Source organism: Alkalihalobacillus trypoxylicola (assembly GCF_001590785.1).
Taxonomy (GTDB): Bacteria; Bacillota; Bacilli; order Bacillales; family Bacillaceae_D; genus Alkalihalobacillus; species Alkalihalobacillus trypoxylicola.
The window spans coordinates 647,757-666,427 of the sequence record NZ_LTAO01000012.1 but is presented as its reverse complement, the minus strand read 5'-3'; the positions used below and the strand labels follow the sequence as shown (position 1 = coordinate 666,427).

Sequence of the window (18,671 nt, the reverse complement as noted above, 5' to 3'; positions counted from 1 at the left end):
TTACATGCCAGTATCTTCAAACTTCTTTAAATCACGATTATGACCGAGTACGATGAGTATATCTCCTTTTTCAACATGATCCGTTGGTTTGGGGGATATATTTAATTCATCCATTTTTTTTATACCTAGAACCGTACAACCGTACTTTGCACGGATATCTAAATCTATCAGTGATCGCTGATGTAATTTATCTGTTGCTTTTAACTCTAAAATACTGTATTCACTAGATAATTCTATATAATCCACAATATTTTCAGATACAAGGTGATGAGCCATCCTCATCCCCATGTCTCTTTCTGGCCGAACGACTCGGTCTGCTCCAATTTTCTCCAAAACCCTTTGATGATAATAACTTTGAGCTTTTGCCCAAACCTTCTTTACTCCTAATTCTTTTAAGAGTAATGTGCAAAGTATGCTGGACTGAATATCATCTCCTATGGCAACTACAACATATTCGAAATTACGTATACCTAAGGATTGTAAAGCTTTCTCATCAGTCGCATTAGCTATCGCTGTGTGAGTAGCAATGGTTAAAACATCCTGAACCTTTTCTTCGTCCTGGTCAATGGCTAACACATCATGACCTAATCGAAAAAGCTCTTTACATACACTACTACCAAACCTCCCTAAGCCAATCACAGCAAATTCCTTTTTCATTTTGTATCTCTCCTAATTTAATTTTCTCAAAAATCAAGCTCAGGAACATATTTACTTTTAAAAGCGTACATGAAAGTAAAGAAGCTTGCAATATCAATTTTGTCATTTAAGCATATGTCTTTTTCTTATCATCTAAACACCAAAAAAACGATGTGATTTATTTCAACCAACATCGCTCTTTTTAGGGGTATCTTTTCATTTTTTATAGCCTTGATTTTAACGAATTATGAAAGCACCTTTTGAATCGCTTCTATCACTCGATCTGCTTGGAAAGGTTTAACAATAAAGTCCTTTGCACCAGATTGAATCGCATCAATAACCATGGATTGTTGCCCCATTGCTGAACACATAATTACCTTTGCATCTCCATCAGTTGCTCTAATTTCTTTTAGTGCTTGAATTCCATCCATTTCAGGCATTGTTATATCTAGGGTAACAAGGTCTGGTCCTAATTCTTTATACTTCTCTACTGCTTCTGCACCATTGGCAGCCTCTCCTGCAATTGTATAACCGTTTTTCACCAGTATATCTTTAATCATCATTCTCATAAAAGCCGCATCATCTACAATTAAAATGGAAGCCATTAGTTGTATCCACCTTTCTCATTCATTTCGTTTCCATTATTTTTGATAAATTTAATAAAGTAAATAGTCGTTCACCAATTTTTATCACACCATCTAAATATTCAGCTTGAACACCACCAACCACCTCTGGTGTAGGTTCAATTTTATCCTTTGGTAAATCTAATACATCATTTGCTCCATCAACGATCATACCGAAGCTCATCGTATCTTTGGATATAACAAGGATACGCGTTGAATCATCGAAATCTCTTTCCTCTAAACTAAAACGTGCTCGCAAGTCCACGATAGGAGTAATTAGACCTCTTAAATTCATAACCCCTTTTATATAGGGTTCAGTACCAGGGATTCGAGTAATCGGCTGCATTCTTTCTATCGACTGGATGAATTCAACTGGAATCGCATATTCTTCACTTTGTATTTGAAAAATGATTACTTTTACATCATTGATCGACCCAACACTTACTGACAATGAATTCAACTCCTTATATTATGACTTTATTAAAGCATTAGAATCAATTATTAATGCTACTTGTCCATCACCTAGAATAGTCGCACCAGAAATCGCAAAAATATTAGATAAATATTGGCCAATTGATTTTAATACAATATCATGCTGACCAATTAAAGCATCCACTACTAGGCCGGCTACTTTATTTCCTTTTTGGATAATGACAAGTGAATAAAATTCATCATGATCGCGGGCGTTCGGTACCTCAAAGACATCCTTTAAGAACACTAAAGGTACAACCTTACCACGGAAATCAATTACCTTTTGATTATGAGCCTGATAAATTTCATTTTTATCAACAATGGCTGTCTCTACAATTGAAGAAAGCGGAATCGCATACTTTTCTACTCCAACCTCGACTAGCATGACGTCAATAATGGATAATGTTAATGGTAGCTGAACAGAGAAGGTAGAGCCTTTTCCTAACGTAGAATGAACCGTTACACTACCTCCTAGAGATTCAAAGGTGTTTCGAACAACATCTAACCCTACACCTCTACCTGAAATATCCGTTATTTGCTCAGCGGTACTGAAACCAGAGGAGAACAACAGAGAAAACACTTGTTGATCCGACATTTTTTCAGCATCAGCTTCTGTAACGACACCTCTATCCAGCGCCTTTTGAAGCACTTTATCTCGGTCGATACCTGCCCCATCATCTTCAATTTCAATAAAGACATTATTACCGCTATGAAAGGCACGTAAGGTAATCGTTCCAACCTTTGGCTTGCCAAGGCGTAATCTTTCCTGAGGTGTTTCGATTCCATGGTCGATTGAATTTCTGAGAAGATGAACTAATGGGTCACCGACTTCATCAATAATCGTCCGGTCTAGCTCTGTTTCAGCACCTACTATTTCAAGATTCACTTCTTTTTTCAGTTCTTTAGCTAAATTTCGAAGCATTCTTGGGAAACGATTAAATACTTGATCTACTGGCATCATGCGCATCGTTAAAATAATTTCCTGAAGGTCGCTAGAAATTCTAGACATTCTTTCTACCGTGTCATGAAGCTCCGTGTTTTTTAACTCACTGGAGATTTGTTCTAGCCTTCCTCTATCAATGACAAGCTCTTCAAATAAGTTCATTAATTTATCTAATCGTTCGATATTAACACGAATGGTTTTGTTCGATTCAGAAGCCTTCTTACTACTTCCTTCTGAAGAGGACTGATCCTCTTTTGCCAATTTAGTAGGCTTGCTGTCATTTTTTACTAAAGTAATCGTCTCTTCTTCACGAGATGGCTGTAGAACTTCCTTTGTTAAAGATTCAATATGAACGGATGAGATTTCAGATACTTTTAATATTTGAGATCTTAATTTCTCTAACTCTACTTTAGAAATAATCGTCACTTGAAAATCTAATTCAAATTGCTCATCCTCCAACTTTTCAGTGCTCGGATTTGCTTTAATCACTTCTCCTGATTGTTCAAGTATTTCAAATACCATAAAAACTCGTGCAGCTTTAAGCATAACCTCAGGATCTAAAGACACTTTTAAAATATATACTGAATAATCCTGTTCTAACGATTGTAATAGGACTGTTCTTTCAAATTCGTCAAAATCCTCATTTAGATGATTTTCAGTTAAAGCCATAGCTGTAGCGGCTACCTCTTGATTTACTTGCACGGATTGAATCGGTGTGCTGTCATTTCCGAGGATTTCTTCTAATCTTCTAATCATTTCTGTTACGTCTTTTTTTCCTTCTCCACCATTTGAAATATCCATAACGATTTCTTCTAAATCATCAAGCGCTGAAAATACAACATCCAAAACATTTGTTGTGGCCTGTAGTTTTTCATTTCTTATTAAATCAAGAACATTTTCCATATGATGAGTTAGTTGTGCTAAATCTTCAAATCCCATCGTCGCTGCCATTCCTTTTAATGTGTGAGCGGAACGAAATATTTCTCCTACAATAGATAAGTTAGTTGGTTCCTTTTCTAATAGAAGTACATGATCATTTAATGATTGCAAATGCTCTTGACTCTCATCTAAAAATACATCAAGATATTCAGAATTTATCAAAACACAACCCTCCGTCTTCCTTCATTTAAAAACTTCTATATCGAACTGTACTACTAAGACTTTGTATTTATTTTATCATATATTTTACTATGATATAGATATTTTCTCACATAAAAATATGAAAATATATAATACTTTATTACTAGAAAGATAAAATGATAGGTTACAGTTCCTAAATGAAGCTTCTTTCTCTTTATCGGCCAAAAAGAGGAGGTTTTTAATAACTAAAAGAAAAGTGAAAAGAGCAGTTGCTTCCACATACTGCCCTTTTCACATAAGATTATTGCAGACAACCTCTTATTATTCACTCTATCAACTAACTTAACTTCTATGACATCAACCACTCTTTTCGAGTTTTTGCCTTCTTTTTCCTCTTTACTAGTTCTTTAATTTCTTTTATTAAAACATGACGATCCTCGTCCGAGAAGGTGAGAGAATGAAGTGGTTGGTTTTCATCTCTAAATACAAATAGTGAAGCACTTTGCAGTATAACTTTTTGATGATATTCAATAGCCCATTTATACAGTAAAAGCTGTTCCTTATATAATGGAATAAGCTCTGCTCCAGAATGACTTATTTGATTGGATTTAAAGTCGATTAAATGAATTCCATCCTCACGTTTCACTATTTTATCTACTTCTCCGATTATTTCAGCATCCGCTTCCTCCAAAGGATATGTAAAGGACCACTCATTTTCAATAGGTTTTCCTAACTGCTTGCGCATAGGCTCATTATAGGTCTTTAAAAGATTTGTGAGTAAAATCCGGACTTCTTTTTTCTGGATTGCATCCATCAACCTTGCTTTAGGGGCAATCGATTCATCAATCGCTTCTTCAGGAAGCATTCCTTGATCCATAAGCTCACACGCTTTATGAACCATAGTTCCCATAAGCTCTGCTGCCACTGATAATGGTTCACCAAAGAGTTCTTTCTCTAGAAAATCTCGCTTTTGCTCATCTTCAACCTTTAACACATACCTCTCAAAATACTCGACTTTGTTCTTTATATATAACATGACCTCAGAAACAGAAACAGAAGTTAAACTTCGTTTCTTCATTACTATAGAAGGCGGTGAATAATACTTTTGCGTTGAAGATACCGCTTCTTCTTCAAAAGTAAAGCTACCTTCATTTATATAAGATGATATGGTTGATTTTTCTTTGGCTTTTTCGACCATTTCTAACCAAGAATTTGACTGAGATGAATTAGAACCAACCATTATCAAATGATCGCGCGCTCGTGTAGCTGCCACATAAAATAAGCGCTTTTCTTCTTCAATAGATTCAAGCTGTCCTAGTTCCTTTACTCTGCTATATCCAGGTGTTTCATAAAGACGTTTTTTCTCCTGTTCTTCTTCTAACAAAGAAAAGACAATTCCCATATCGGCAGAAAAGCGTATTAAACCTTTATCAGCTCTCGGCTTTCGTTCTATTTGAGGTAAACAAACAATCGGAAATTCCAATCCTTTTGAAGCATGAACAGTCATGATTTGTAGTGCATCACCACCATACCTTTCAACTTCTGCTTCGCCTTCCTTATCATTTATTTTTATTCTCTCATCAATTACAGCTATCATTTCTTCATATAAAAAACAATGCTGCTGCTCAATCATTTGAATGACTTTTTCAACATTTTTGATTTTCTGCAAGCTATTCGTTTGCAGAAGTAGATTTTTTTTCATACCAGTCTCTTCAAATAGCCGGTTTAAAAAGATAGAAACCGTTGGTACCTTTTGAGCTGGTATATAATTTGTAAGCCACTTTTGCAATGTCTGTGCAGCCTCAAAAACCTTTGTTCCACATAAATCAACATCTCTAGGCTTTAAGTGATATAAAAACTCATAAAAGGTTCTTTCGTTCTTTTGTTCCTTAATGTCCAGAATATCGTTTATAGTTAAACCTATTAAGGGGCCTCTTAATAAAGCCAGCACATATAAATCTTCAAAAGGGCGATTCAACCAACGAAGAAAATAGATAAAATCAATCACTTCCTGCCTTTCAAAAAAACCAATTCCTCCAGATACGGAGTAAGGGATTTGGTAATTTTTTAGAGCACTCTCCAGTTGAAGTAACTTCGTTCGAGTAGGAATTAAAATAGCTATATCCTTCCAGCTTCTTCCTCTTTGTTCTTTGTCCTGCATTAAAGAAATTAATCGTTTGGCTAAGACTTCATATTGATTTTCTTCCTCTTCCACTTGAATCAGTTCCACAGCTTTTTCATTAGAATTTGTTGACAATCGCCCTGCTTTTAATGGTGTATATACTGTTTCAAACGAGTAAGTTGGATTCGTTTCCATAACCTCTGTAAACAGCTCATTTACCGCTTCGATGATAGGTTCTACTGTCCGATAATTCATATTTAAAGAAATGGCATCTCCGTCATTTCGAGTCTTTGCTTCTTGTTCAAGTCGATTCATAATCGAAACGTTGGCCCCGCGAAAGCGATAAATCGATTGTTTTGTATCGCCAACCAAAAACTGATATTTGGGGCGAATTCTTTTGAGCATTTCTAGTTGAAGTTGGTTCGTATCTTGAAATTCATCCACCATTATATGATGATAGTGTTTTTGACACTCTTTTTGAATCGATGGGTTTTGAAGTAGAGCAACTGCCTTTTGTTGAAGATCAGAAAAATCCACTACACCTAAATACATTTTATGAAGATTATAGCTTTCATCTAGCTCCTGAACTAATTGAAGGAACGATTTTAAAATAGTGCTCGACTTCTCAGAAAAAGTGACAAAAGGCTTCACCTCTTTCCACCATTTTTTTAATGGCTTCCATTCTAATTCATATAGAAAATAAAGAGGAGGAATTTTCTGCTCCCATTTTTTATCGCCTCTATTAGGCATCCAACCTTCACAGGCTTCTATAATCTCTTCATCACTCATTTGAGTATCAAGCTCTGTAAAGCCTTGTTGAATATTATTTACATGTTTTACTTGTGCGGGTGTTAAATCTTGATAATCTATAAATTGCTCTATATACAAACGAGCTTTACGATAGAAATGTTCTATTTTCTTTCGAATAGAATCACTCACTATTCTTTCTTGAATTTCCTTCATTTCTGTGTAACGTAGTTCCTGTATTTGCGAAGGTCCTACATACGATTCTCTCATTTCATCGAGAGTTTGTAATAAATACATAGATAATTGCGATTTAGTCATAAAATCAAATAGAACTTCAGCTTGTTTCATAAAATGATTTTCCCTAAATAACGCTTCTAACATTTCTTCCTTCATTTGATTAGCTTGTATCTCATCTATTACTTTGGCCTTTGGCGGTAACTTCGAGATGATGGCATGTTGTGTAATGAGCTGCTGACAAAAGCTATGAAAAGTGGATATGACCATTTTTTCTAATCCATTTTTTTGCTCTATCCAAAACTTTTTCTCTTCCTCTTTTTGAGCATATTCTATTTTCTCTAGTAATCGAAGTCGGAGCCTTTCCTTCATTTCCCTTGCTGCTTTTTCAGTAAAGGTTATAGCAACAATTTTATCTATATAAACTCCCATTTCATGTGTTGGATCGGTTCTCTTCAAATCACATAAGTAAATAATTCGCTCTGTTAGCACCCTAGTTTTTCCAGATCCAGCTCCTGCGGAAATAACTATAAAGGGCTGTTCATTAAAAATAGCCTTTTTCTGTGCATCATTAAAATTCATTATTTTTACCCCTTTCTTTCTGTTCTTCCGTTACACGACATACTGCTTTATAAGGGCAGAAATTAGAGCACTCTAACGGCTTCACAGGATACTGAGAAAAGGTTCCTTGCCAAAGCTCTTCTAGCTTTTTCGGTATTTGATATTGAGCTAAATATGGATCATTTGCCCAATCAGATTCTTGATTTTTTGTACGCGAACTTACATGGAAGGGTGATTGACTCCCGACAAATTGGCTATGCCAAATTCCATTACTGGCTCGTTTATGAGGATCTCGTAAACTTATATAGCTAGCACCATAGCCGATTTTAGAAGATTCACCTCTTTTTGTTAACTGTTTTTGTATCATATAAGCATATAACGGAAGCTGTAGCTTTAAGCCTGATTGCACTTCTTGACGATCAATTGAAGCTTGTCCTGTTTTATAATCATAGATGACAAAGCCTGATTCATCTTCATCTAATCGATCCACCTTCCCTTTTAAATGCAGTTTCTTCCCACTCGGCAAAGTAAAGGATTCACTAATAGGAACTTCTAGCTGTTTAATTTTCATCTTCGGCAATCGTTGATTATCCCAAAAGTGCTTTCTTTCTGCAAACCACCAGTTCATTAGTCTTTTTTTCCAAAGCTTTTTGACTAACCTTATTTCTAGGGAGGTTATTTCCTGATTTCGTTCCTCAACATCTTTCCATAATTCTTCAAACTTTTCATCTAGCTTTCTTCTAATCTCTTCTTTTTTTTCTTCATCTACTGAAGAAAACTCTTTCCCTACAAGCTTTAACTCCGTATAAATGGATTCAATGATTTCGTGGATTAAATCTCCGATATCAATCGGTGATATTTGTTTTAATTCTTTATTAGGTTCTCTAATCTCGAGCTCTCTTTCCATCACATATTTAAAAGGACACCTTGCATAAGCTTCTAATGAAGTGATAGCCACATGATTTTTTTGCATTTTCAGCTGATGTTTTTCTTCAATATCTTCCTCAAATGCTTCCAGGTATTTAAGGTTTTGTTGATAATGAATGAATTCAGCATTCATCCATTGATTGTCTATCTTAAAGCCCTGCCCAGAATGGTAAGCAATCATCTCTAACTGATCGCTCTCTGAGCTCACTTCTTTATTATTCATTCTTTCTTCAAAGCTCCACTCTATATGGACCATACTTAAACCTTCTAATAGTGGTGATGGTAACCTTGGGTATTCTTCATCCATTCCTTTAATATAGGAGAATACGATTTCGTCTGCCAAGAGCAGTAATTGTTGAAAAAAAGCTTCCTGTGTTTTGATTTGAGATTCATGGTTAGGAATCCGATATTCAGATGCGACTTCAACCAGATCGCGCTCCTGTACATACCCACGAAGAGACTGTCCGCGAGGAAAGATACCTTCATTCATACCAACTACATAGATTTTTTTTCCTTTAATGAGTCCAATATCCCTCCAAGTATGTACGGCCACACCGTGGTTTTGACCACGCTCAAGAAAGATTTCTAATTGCTTCCCTGTTTCCTGAAACCATTCTTGAAACAAATCAAGGTTCATGGAAATAGAATCGAGGCCACGTTCACTCAATTGCTCTAAATATTGGTCGATCTTTTCTTCTAATACTTGATAGCATCTATATTCTATTGCTATTTGTTTCAAAATACTTAAGTCTTCTTCCGAGTTTAATCGCTTCCGCCACTTTTCCTTAAGCTTTAGTTTTTCCAACAGTTGTTTTAATTGAATTAAATAGTCAGTAAAGGTAGCTTTTTTGGGCCATCGGTACTGAACAATTACTTCATACATTTCTTTATATTCTATAAGATGATCGTTATCTCCCTCAATAAATCTCTCTTTTTCATTTGTGTAATCTAATGGATTACAAAAGCTTATGGCTAATAGCTGTTCCCATAATGGTGCTAATTTCCATTTACTATCAAACTGGTTATGAAAAAAGATTAGCTGAATAAAATGGCTTAATTTAGACGATGATACTTTGAATTTATCAGCCATTTGAAGTGGAATATCATAGGATTTTGCTCTTTCAATAAAAGTCGTTACATCGGCATATTCATCGGCCCAGATAATAGAAAAATCATCATAAGCTTTGTCCGACTTTTGAATATTTAATAAAATAGCTCGCTCTTCTTCTTCTGCAGTAGAAGCATGCGCAAGTACCATTTTAGGGAGAAATTCCTCCATTTCCGAAAATCGATAATAATCAATAAATCCTATTTGCCTTAATTCATTTCTCATATGTTCCACAATAGTGAATGTTTGATCATTTGGTATATACATATCTATTTCCAAACCCACTTCAGCACAAGCCTCCAACATTTGCAGTTGAAGAGGGTTAAAGCTTATAAATCCATCTACGATTAACTTTAGTGACTCTAAAGGGTTTTGTTTTAAAAGAGCAACTGCTAACAGTATGATATTTTCAGGGTCATATATATTTTTCTCTTTTAATATACTCTCTTCATATTGTTCAAAGAGGGGCTTTAGAGCCTCTAGAGCTGGGGGAACATGATTTAATTCCATCCCTAACCTTTTTATTTGACCATAGGTATCAGCTAGCCCTTTTGACTGCCCTTTTATTTGAATGTTGTCAAACTGACCAAGTTGTTCATCAACAAATTGCTGAAAAAAGAGAGTTCGCTCATGTTCACTTATTGAAATAACCTCATGCTTCACTTTCTCAATAATGAATGAAGCTAATTCATCAAAGTTCATATACGTTAGTTTATTTTGTAATTCCGAGGCTTTCGTCAACCATGCTTTGGAAGGAAGTATATAAAGAACTTTCGTTTCTTGTTCTTGCTGAAAGAGAACTGCCTGATTTAACCTTTCTACATGAGCCACATCTAAAAAAGAGGTACCATAAATGATTTGTTTAGTCATAACCAGACTCCTCTCAAGCTTCAGCTGTTTTTTTCATGTCTATATGCTCGATATCATCATGCATATAAGGCTCTGAAATCGGTTCGAATCCAAAAGATTGATAAAAAGAAAGTAAATATAATTGAGCCTGTATCACTATGTTTGTTTGATTCTTTTCTATTTCAAGAAATTCAATCGATTGATTTAATAGCTGCTTAGCGTATCCAAAGGATCGTGAATCTTTTTCTACAATCACTCGTCCTATCGAAGCTTCAGTGAAATAATCTCCCTTTAAAAAAAGGCGGCTATAAGCGAGTATTTGACCTTCATCTTTCTTTAAAAATAGATGGTAAGCTCTCTGATCTGCTCCGTCCAACTCCTGATAAATACAATTTTGCTCGATGATAAAAACATCCATCCTTAAGCGCATAATATTATATAATTCTTCTACTGATAATTCATGAAAAGCTTTAATATACCAATGCATTCCGTATACCCCTATCTCAATCGTTTCCTTTATTTTAGCATAGAAATGAACGTGGATAACTATGTTTGTTACTCTATAATATCAGTCAATTTTCTCCAATTAAAAGGGAGAAATTAAAACCTTGGAACAATACGCAAGAATAAAGACCTCCACTCTTTCTAAAGGCGCGTCCATTCGCTTCCCCTAGACATTCCATGTCCCGATGGGGTGGCGTCGAACCAGCTTTTTCATAAAAGTGGATTTAGGAATAGTCACTTCCTCCCATTGGAGTCTTTGTCCGCTTACGCATTTCATAGAGAATCTCAAAATCAATAGGACCCTCCCTCTTTTAAAAAGAAGGAAGGTCCTATTTGTTATTTGTGTAGGAATTCATTGGACACCATTTCAAAAATGGCTACTTGTGCTATTTAAGCGGTTGTCCCAGCATCGTTTCCTAATTATCATTTAACTAAGTGAATTTAATCATTGCTTTATAAGTGAATGAAATTGAACATTTCTTATAGAATATGTTTTGAATGTTTGTAAATTCACTCGCTGATTGTAACGATAGGTAGTGACTCCCAAAGGATGAGCGCCGTTTGAAGATCCACTCTGACGAAGCCCTGCGTAGTCGGAGTTAGCTGAAGACAAGCCCTTGGGAAAGCATCTACCTAAAGTGGAAATCAAAAACTTAATCGTTCCGTTTTCATTATAAGATATGAATTAAGCAATTGATTCAACTAGAAATTCTTTAAATAACGCGTAATCCAATTAATGGAACGATTATGACCGTAATGATGAAAATAAGCCAATAAAGAAGTGGTTTATTCAATGTATTTTTCTTTGTTTTAGTTAAAATCATTTCCATCATTCCAATTAAAACAAGGGCTAATAGTGCTTTAATAAAGAAAGTCGTTGGAAATCCATATTGAAACATAGAAAATAGTAAATATCCACCTGAAACCACCATTACCACATAAAATAATCTCAAAACCATATGTAATATTTTTCCGGCTTTAGCTTTTCCACCTTTTATTAAAAAATAAGTAATGAAGAAAAGTAAAATCATAATCGCCCATGAACTAGCATGTAAGTGGCTAAACATCGTATCCATCCTTATATCCTCCTCGATATCTTTTCAAATTCTCTAGTTTTATTATAAGCGAAGGAGATAAAAGAATAAACCTATACAACCTTTAGTCAAAAAATCAACATATTTAAGCTCTTTACTCATAATAACTTTTGCCCGAATAAGGAACCGATTAGTCCTACCGCTATTTGAGCGGTTTTATTTTTCTCATCTAATATAGGGTTAACCTCTACAAATTCAGCCGATGTAATAATGTTCGATTCTGCTAACATTTCCATTGCTAAATGACTTTCTCGGTAAGTAAGTCCTCCAGTAACAGGAGTTCCTACTCCAGGTGCTTCTAAAGGGTCTAACGCATCCAAGTCGAGACTCAAATGAACATGCTCCGTCCCTTTTTGTACGATTTGAATCGCTTCTTCCATCACTCTAGACATTCCCAATCTATCTATTTCATGCATAGTAAATACTTTAATTCGAAGTTGTTTAATTAATTGCTTTTCTCCATCATCTAATGAACGGGCACCAATAATCACCATTTTATCAGGGGAGACTTTTTTGGTTTTCACACCAATTTCTACTAATTCCTTTATGCCATATCCTAAACTAACCGCCAAGGGCATTCCATGTATATTACCACTTGGAGAAGTTTCTTTTGTATTTAAATCACCATGAGCATCATACCAAATTAATCCTAGCTCTTTGTTTTCTGTTGCTACTCCTGCAATTGTTCCGATTGCCGTACTATGATCTCCTCCTAAAATAAGTGGAAGATACCCGTCTTTTTTTATGTGAACAATTTTTTTTGCTAGCATATGACTACTATTTATAATTTCTTTTAAACCATTTAAACTCTGTTTCGGTTCCTCTGTCCTTGCAACGTTAATATCTCCGAAGTCTGTCACATCATATTTTAAGGTTCGCAAAAGTGGAACAAGTCCAGCATAACGGATTGCACTTGGTCCCATATCAACTCCTCTTCTGCTTTGCCCTAAGTCCATCGGCACACCAATGATCCCGATTTTTTTCATATGATAGCCTCTCCTTCTATAAATGTCTATCAATAGAGTATCTCTACAGTTATGGATTGAACAAAAAAATTAATGAGCGCTCCTGTCTTTAAGATGTATATGCTCTATCGTAAATAATCATTAGTAAAAACATCTTATCTAGGGTACGAAGCCATGGTTCAGACGTTAGGAATAAAGATTAAAATAAAGCATAAAGAGATACTTGGTTTTCACTCCCACTGAGGTCTCCTCTTGTATCTGCTAAGTTACGTTATTACATAACGGTTCTTAAAATTCAACTGGCCCCCTTCTTTTGATAAGAAGGAGGCCTGTTCGTTGTCTTTGTATGCAAGCATTACATACCATTTATAATTTTCGCTACATAAGATGATGCCAGTCATAATCATTCTATTAATTTAAATCAAAGTGCTGACCATTTGCTTCATATATGACCCATTCGGTAATATTCGTCGCATAGTCTGCCATTCTTTCAATATATCTTCCTATAAAAGCGAGCTCGGTTATTTGATGAACTTCGACTTCATTTGTATCCAGTTGGAATAATTCATGAATAAGCTCACCGTACATTTGATCGACATGATCATCTAAGCTTGCGATTTTTTGCGCAGCCATAACATCGCTATCTGAATAAGCCTCTAATGATTCTGCAATCATCTGTTCAGCTAATCCTAACATGATAATCATTTTTTCTTTGATTTCGATTAATAGGTTGGGATCTAGCCTTAAAGACGCTTTTGCCAAATCGACGGCTAAATCACCAACTCTTTCCAAATCACTTGAGATTTTGAGTGTGACTATTAATCGTCTTAAATCACTTGCAACAGGCTGCTGCTTCGTAATTAATAATGTAACGGAATCATTTAACTCATGCTCAAGCTGATTAATTTTCTCATCCTCTTTGATGAGTTGATGTAAAACATCTTCATTACCTGAGCGAAATCCAGCTTTGGCCTTTTCTAAAACAGAGGAAATACTACTTCCCATATGAAGTAATTGATTTTTTATTTCATCTAACTGTGAACGAAACCCTTCTCTTCCTACCAAGTGAACTCCCCCTTACCCGAAGCGTCCAGAAATATAATCTTCTGTACGACTATCAGATGGATTTGAAAATATTTTGTCTGTTTGATCATATTCAACTACAATTCCATTTAAAAAGAATGCTGTTTTTTCAGAAATTCTCGCCGCTTGCTGCATATTATGAGTAACAATAACAATGCTATAGTCTTCTTTTAACTGTTGAACGAGTTCTTCCACTTTTAATGTAGAAATGGGATCAAGAGCAGAAGTTGGCTCATCCATTAAAATAACGTCTGGTTCAATCGCTAAACAACGTGCGATACATAATCTTTGCTGCTGTCCACCGGATAAACCATAGGCATTTTCAGTTAAACGGTCCTTTACTTCATCCCATATATATGCACCTTTAAGGCTTTTTTCGACAATTTCATCTAATATCTTTTTGTTACGTATACCGTGAATTCTTGGACCATAGGCGATGTTATCATAAATAGATTTAGGAAACGGATTTGGTTTTTGGAAAACCATTCCCACTCTAGTTCTTAGCTCTTCTACCTGAAACCCTTTATCAAAGATGCTTTGATTACGTAATAAAATATCTCCTGAAGTTTTGACAATAGGAATCAATTCGACCATTCGATTCAAGGTTTTTAAATAGGTTGATTTCCCGCACCCAGATGGTCCAATAATGGCCGTTACTTCATTTTCATATATAGAAAGATTAATATCCTTTAAGGCATGATCAGAGCCATACCACAAATTTAACCCTTTTGTATCATATACTATTTTTTTAGAGCTATTTTCACTTACTTCTTGTTTATCTAACTGTTCTTTAAGGTTGGTTTGTTTTTTCATATCTGTCATCATAGCCATTTTTAATCCTCCCGAATTAATAACGTTTTTGGAATTTATTACGAATGATAATTGCTACCGAATTCATCACGAATAATACGACAAGTAAGACAACGATTGTAGCGGCTGCTAAATTCGCATACTCTGCGACTAAAACCGAATCTAACGTCCAATAATAAATTTGCATTGGTAGGACTGTAAATCGGTCAAAGATACTTCCAGGAAAAGGTATTAATAGTGCAGGTATACCAATTACAACAAGTGGCGCCGTTTCTCCAATAGCTCGAGATAATGAAAGAATAGCCCCAGTCAATATTCCTGGTAAAGCAGACGGTAAAATAATATTTTTAATCGTTTGCCATTTAGTCGCTCCCATTCCATAGGATGCTTCGCTCAAATGTGATGGTACAGCTCTTATCGCTTCTTGTGCAGCTACTACTACAATTGGTAATACAAGCAAGGACATCGTTAATCCACCCGCTAATACGACATTACCGAAATCCAAGCCTCGTACAAATACCGTTAATCCCAAAATCCCGAAAACAATAGAAGGAACACCAGCAAGATTGGAGATATTCGTCTGTATAAACGATTGTAGCTTTCCTTTTTTAGCATAACATTCTAAATAAATAGCCGTTCCCACACCTAATAACATTGTGATTGGGCCTACTATAATCATTAACCATACCGTACCTAAAATCGCACCCATTATTCCTGCATTTTCTGCACGTGTAGATAATTTCCCTGTTAAGAAATCCCAGTCAATAAACCCTAAACTATCTGCAATTACTCGATAGATTAAAATCGCTAGAACGATTAATCCAAAACTAGAAGCTAAAAAGAAAATAGATTTAGCTACTTTATTGGTCACAAGCCGTTTTCCGATACGGTTTTGAACTTTCTCTATATCTAAATATTTCATTTAGTATTCCTCCCTAAATCGACGGGAAATATATCTCGCTATAATATTCATAATCAATGTAAATACAAACAATGTCATTGCAACAGCATATAAACTATAATAAATCGTCGTTCCAGCAGCTGCCTCTCCACTTGTTATTTCGACAATATAGGCTGTCATTGTTTGCATTGATTGCGTAATATCAAAAGTAAAGTTCTTTGAGCTTCCACTTGCGATTGTCACAATCATCGTTTCTCCGATAGCTCTTGATATTCCAAGTACAAAAGAAGCTATAATACCAGAAATAGCAGCAGGAATGACTACCTTTGCTGTAACCTCTAGCTTGGTCGCACCTAATGCCAATGCACCTTCACGCATCGAATTAGGAACTGCACTCATAGCATCCTCAGATAAAGAAGCAACCATTGGAATAATCATAACCCCCATAACGATACCAGGACTTAAAATATTCGTGGCTTCTAAACCAGGAATAATCTCTCTTAAAATAGGAGTGACAAACGTAAAAGCGAAAAAACCATACACAATTGTTGGAATTCCAGCTAATAGCTCTAATATAGGCTTCAGTGTTTTCCTTACTTTTTCTGAAGCATATTCACTTAAATACACAGCAGTCATTAGACCTATAGGAATTGCCACAAACATTGCAATAATAGAAGATAATATGGTTCCCGTAACTAAAGGTAAAATACCAAACTCTGGGTTCGCACTTAAAGGTCTTAATACGGTTCCCGTGAAGAAATCAAGAAAAGGTACTCTTCTAAAAAACTCAATCGTTTCACTTAATAACGTATAAATAATTCCAAGAGTTGTCATAATGGAAATGGCAGCGATGACGAATAAAAGCTTTGGCATCACTTTCTCCATAACAGACGTAAAATTTCTCTTATGCTTACTTTCTGTAATCATTTCTTGAACGGTTTTCTGATTTGAAAACATTTTACTCATTGATTAGGCTCCCCTTTCTGCCCTTATGTTTCCTTTTAAAAATGAGGGGAATTTAATCCCCCTCATTTCATCTTTTTTTATAGTCCTTCTAAATAATCAATAAACTCTTGAACTTCCTCATCTGGAATTGGCGCAAAACCAGTTTCACCAGCGAATACATTGATATTGTTCATTACATAGATAGCAAAGTCTAATACTTCAGGCTTTTCTGTTGCATGGTCCACATTAAGGTAAGTAAATACTGGACGAGTAAATGTTGCATAGTCCGCATCACCTTCACCAATTGTATCTAATGAAGGAGTTACAGCACCTTCACCAAAATCTACGCTAACAGGCTCTAATTTATCTTGGTTGCTTACATAGTATCCGAAGCCAAAGAATGCAATTCCGTTTGGATCTTCAGAGATTAAATTAACTAGTGTTGAATAATCTTGCTGTAAATTTACTGTGCTCACTAAATCCGCACCATCTAATACTTCATCAAAGAAAAACTCATACGTTCCGTGGTTTTCATTTGGTCCATAAGTGTTAATCTCTTCATTAGGGAAAGATGGGTCTAAATCAGACCAATTTTGAATGCTTTCATCTGAGAAAATTTGAATTAATTGTTCTTTTGTTAATTCTGTTGCCCAATCATTTTCCGGGTTGATTACAAATGTTAAACCGTCTAAGGCAACCTTAAGTTCTTTTACTTCAATTCCTAGCTCATCTGCTAATTGTTGCTCTTCGTCTTTAATTTCACGTGATGCATCATTAAAGTCTGTTCCATTTTCAGCTAAAAATCTTTGGAAACCAGCTCCTGTTCCAGCACGACTTACTTCCACTGAAACACCTTCTTGCTCATTAATCATATATTCTTCAGCTAATAAAGCCATTAAAGGGTAAACGGTACCTGAACCGTCAATAACTACACTACCTTCTAGTTCTTCACTGCTCGTTCCGTCCTCTTCGTTTTCAGTTGTTTCACTACCAGTTTCTGTTTCCGTTTCTTCTGTTTCTGTCTCAGCCTCTGAATCTGTACCTGTTTCTGCATCACTTCCACATGCTGCAAAGATTACTGCCATTAACGATACTAATAGTAAAACTAAATACTTTTTAAATTTCACGAATTGTTCTCCCCTTCTATACTTTTAAGTTTCTAGGAGACTAGCTCCCGAATACAATTTCAGTATAGAGTGATTTTATTAAGAGCATATGCATTCTTTGTAAAGCTTTCATAAATGAATATTAAGATTGTTAGCAAATGTAAAGGTAATGTTAAGGCGACCCTTTTTCTATTCCTGCCAAAAGTGTAAAGGTTGAATAATCTAGATTTCTATTACTTCTTATTATTAGTTATTAATCATATATGGACGTTCTTTTTGAAATGACTAGGTAATAAAGGAGGTTCTAAAATGAAGCAATCGTTTTTATAGAAGAATTTTTTAAAAGAAGAAGTCTGGGTCATTCATAATCGAAGAAGATTCATTAAAGTTTTATCCAAAACTAATTGATTTGGCTATGATTAGAAAAATAAAATGATTAATTGATACAATCATCACACACAAAAACTGAATTCATTCAGAATTTGTTCCATATAAAAAGAACCACGATCCTCTTCCTTTGAAAAGTAGTGATTCTTATACTTCGTTTTATATAAGCGTTCTTTTTTTGTAGGGGTTTTTCTTGTTCTCATATCATTATATGCGAATGGACTTCTTCCTTTTTCAGGATTTCTTAACCCTTCTCTTACTCTTTTTAATCTTATTTTTTTGGCACGAGATTGACTCATTTTTTATCACCTTCCTTGCTTTTATCATGACGGATATTCTGTTTTCATGCAATCTTTTTTTCCTTTTTATAGGGCTTTGTTTTAGATAAAGCTTTTAAAATAAAAATTTGATCTTGAATTTATTATTATCTAAAGATAATAACGTCCTTTAATCGATTTTAAAAATTAAGTAGCTTTATTACATTTCCATCCATTTCTATCCTTATAATTCTATTACTTTATTTATTATTTTAAGACCTTTTTTTACCATTAAGAATAGAGTTATTCCATGCACCT

At 35.1% G+C, this 18,671-nt stretch carries 15 protein-coding genes; all 15 read right to left on the bottom strand.

Annotated elements, in window-relative coordinates; all coding sequences use genetic code 11:
• Window positions 1–657, bottom strand: a complete 657-nt coding sequence (locus AZF04_RS10295) for a potassium channel family protein (RefSeq protein ID WP_045480417.1) — start codon at window positions 655–657, stop codon at window positions 1–3.
• 224 nt (window positions 658–881) lie between these two features.
• A complete protein-coding gene (locus AZF04_RS10290; protein WP_045480420.1) occupies window positions 882–1,241 on the bottom strand; it encodes a response regulator in 360 nt (119 codons plus the stop codon).
• Window positions 1,242–1,263: 22 nt separating this feature from the next.
• The gene (locus AZF04_RS10285; RefSeq protein WP_235599956.1) at window positions 1,264–1,710 is read right to left on the bottom strand and encodes a chemotaxis protein CheW; all 447 of its coding nucleotides are present in this window, start codon (window positions 1,708–1,710) and stop codon (window positions 1,264–1,266) included.
• Between the two features lie 18 nt (window positions 1,711–1,728).
• Complete coding sequence (locus AZF04_RS10280; RefSeq protein WP_061948615.1) at window positions 1,729–3,774, bottom strand: chemotaxis protein CheA; 2,046 nt, start codon at window positions 3,772–3,774, stop codon at window positions 1,729–1,731.
• 328 nt (window positions 3,775–4,102) lie between these two features.
• A complete protein-coding gene (locus tag AZF04_RS10275; protein ID WP_061948614.1) occupies window positions 4,103–7,438 on the bottom strand; it encodes a UvrD-helicase domain-containing protein in 3,336 nt (1,111 codons plus the stop codon).
• On the bottom strand, window positions 7,428–10,322 hold the full coding sequence (locus tag AZF04_RS10270; protein WP_061948613.1) for a PD-(D/E)XK nuclease family protein: 2,895 nt from the start codon (window positions 10,320–10,322) through the stop codon (window positions 7,428–7,430). Before AZF04_RS10270 ends, AZF04_RS10275 begins: the two co-directional genes overlap by 11 nt.
• A gap of 13 nt (window positions 10,323–10,335) precedes the next feature.
• Window positions 10,336–10,788 carry a GNAT family N-acetyltransferase gene (locus tag AZF04_RS10265; RefSeq protein ID WP_061948612.1) on the bottom strand — a complete coding sequence of 151 codons (453 nt, stop codon included), beginning with the start codon at window positions 10,786–10,788 and terminating at the stop codon, window positions 10,336–10,338.
• A 730-nt stretch (window positions 10,789–11,518) separates the two neighbouring features.
• Entirely contained in the window at window positions 11,519–11,881 is a 363-nt protein-coding gene (locus tag AZF04_RS10260) for a DUF1516 family protein (RefSeq protein WP_045480436.1), read from the bottom strand.
• Window positions 11,882–11,997: 116 nt separating this feature from the next.
• A complete protein-coding gene (gene rocF / locus AZF04_RS10255) occupies window positions 11,998–12,885 on the bottom strand; it encodes an arginase (RefSeq protein WP_061948611.1) in 888 nt (295 codons plus the stop codon).
• Between the two features lie 390 nt (window positions 12,886–13,275).
• Window positions 13,276–13,929, bottom strand: coding sequence for a phosphate signaling complex protein PhoU (gene phoU / locus AZF04_RS10250; RefSeq protein WP_082795222.1), 654 nt, complete (start codon window positions 13,927–13,929; stop codon window positions 13,276–13,278).
• A gap of 12 nt (window positions 13,930–13,941) precedes the next feature.
• Entirely contained in the window at window positions 13,942–14,760 is an 819-nt protein-coding gene (gene pstB, locus AZF04_RS10245; protein WP_412459205.1) for a phosphate ABC transporter ATP-binding protein PstB, read from the bottom strand.
• 34 nt (window positions 14,761–14,794) lie between these two features.
• The gene (gene pstA, locus AZF04_RS10240; protein ID WP_061948610.1) at window positions 14,795–15,679 is read right to left on the bottom strand and encodes a phosphate ABC transporter permease PstA; all 885 of its coding nucleotides are present in this window, start codon (window positions 15,677–15,679) and stop codon (window positions 14,795–14,797) included.
• Entirely contained in the window at window positions 15,680–16,624 is a 945-nt protein-coding gene (pstC, locus tag AZF04_RS10235; RefSeq protein WP_061948609.1) for a phosphate ABC transporter permease subunit PstC, read from the bottom strand. It lies immediately after the preceding gene.
• Between the two features lie 77 nt (window positions 16,625–16,701).
• Window positions 16,702–17,730 (bottom strand): PstS family phosphate ABC transporter substrate-binding protein, encoded by a 1,029-nt coding sequence (locus AZF04_RS10230; protein ID WP_061948608.1) that lies wholly within the window; start codon window positions 17,728–17,730, stop codon window positions 16,702–16,704.
• Window positions 17,731–18,161: 431 nt separating this feature from the next.
• Window positions 18,162–18,395, bottom strand: a complete 234-nt coding sequence (locus AZF04_RS10225; protein ID WP_061948607.1) for a hypothetical protein — start codon at window positions 18,393–18,395, stop codon at window positions 18,162–18,164.
• Window positions 18,396–18,671: the final 276 nt, after the last annotated feature.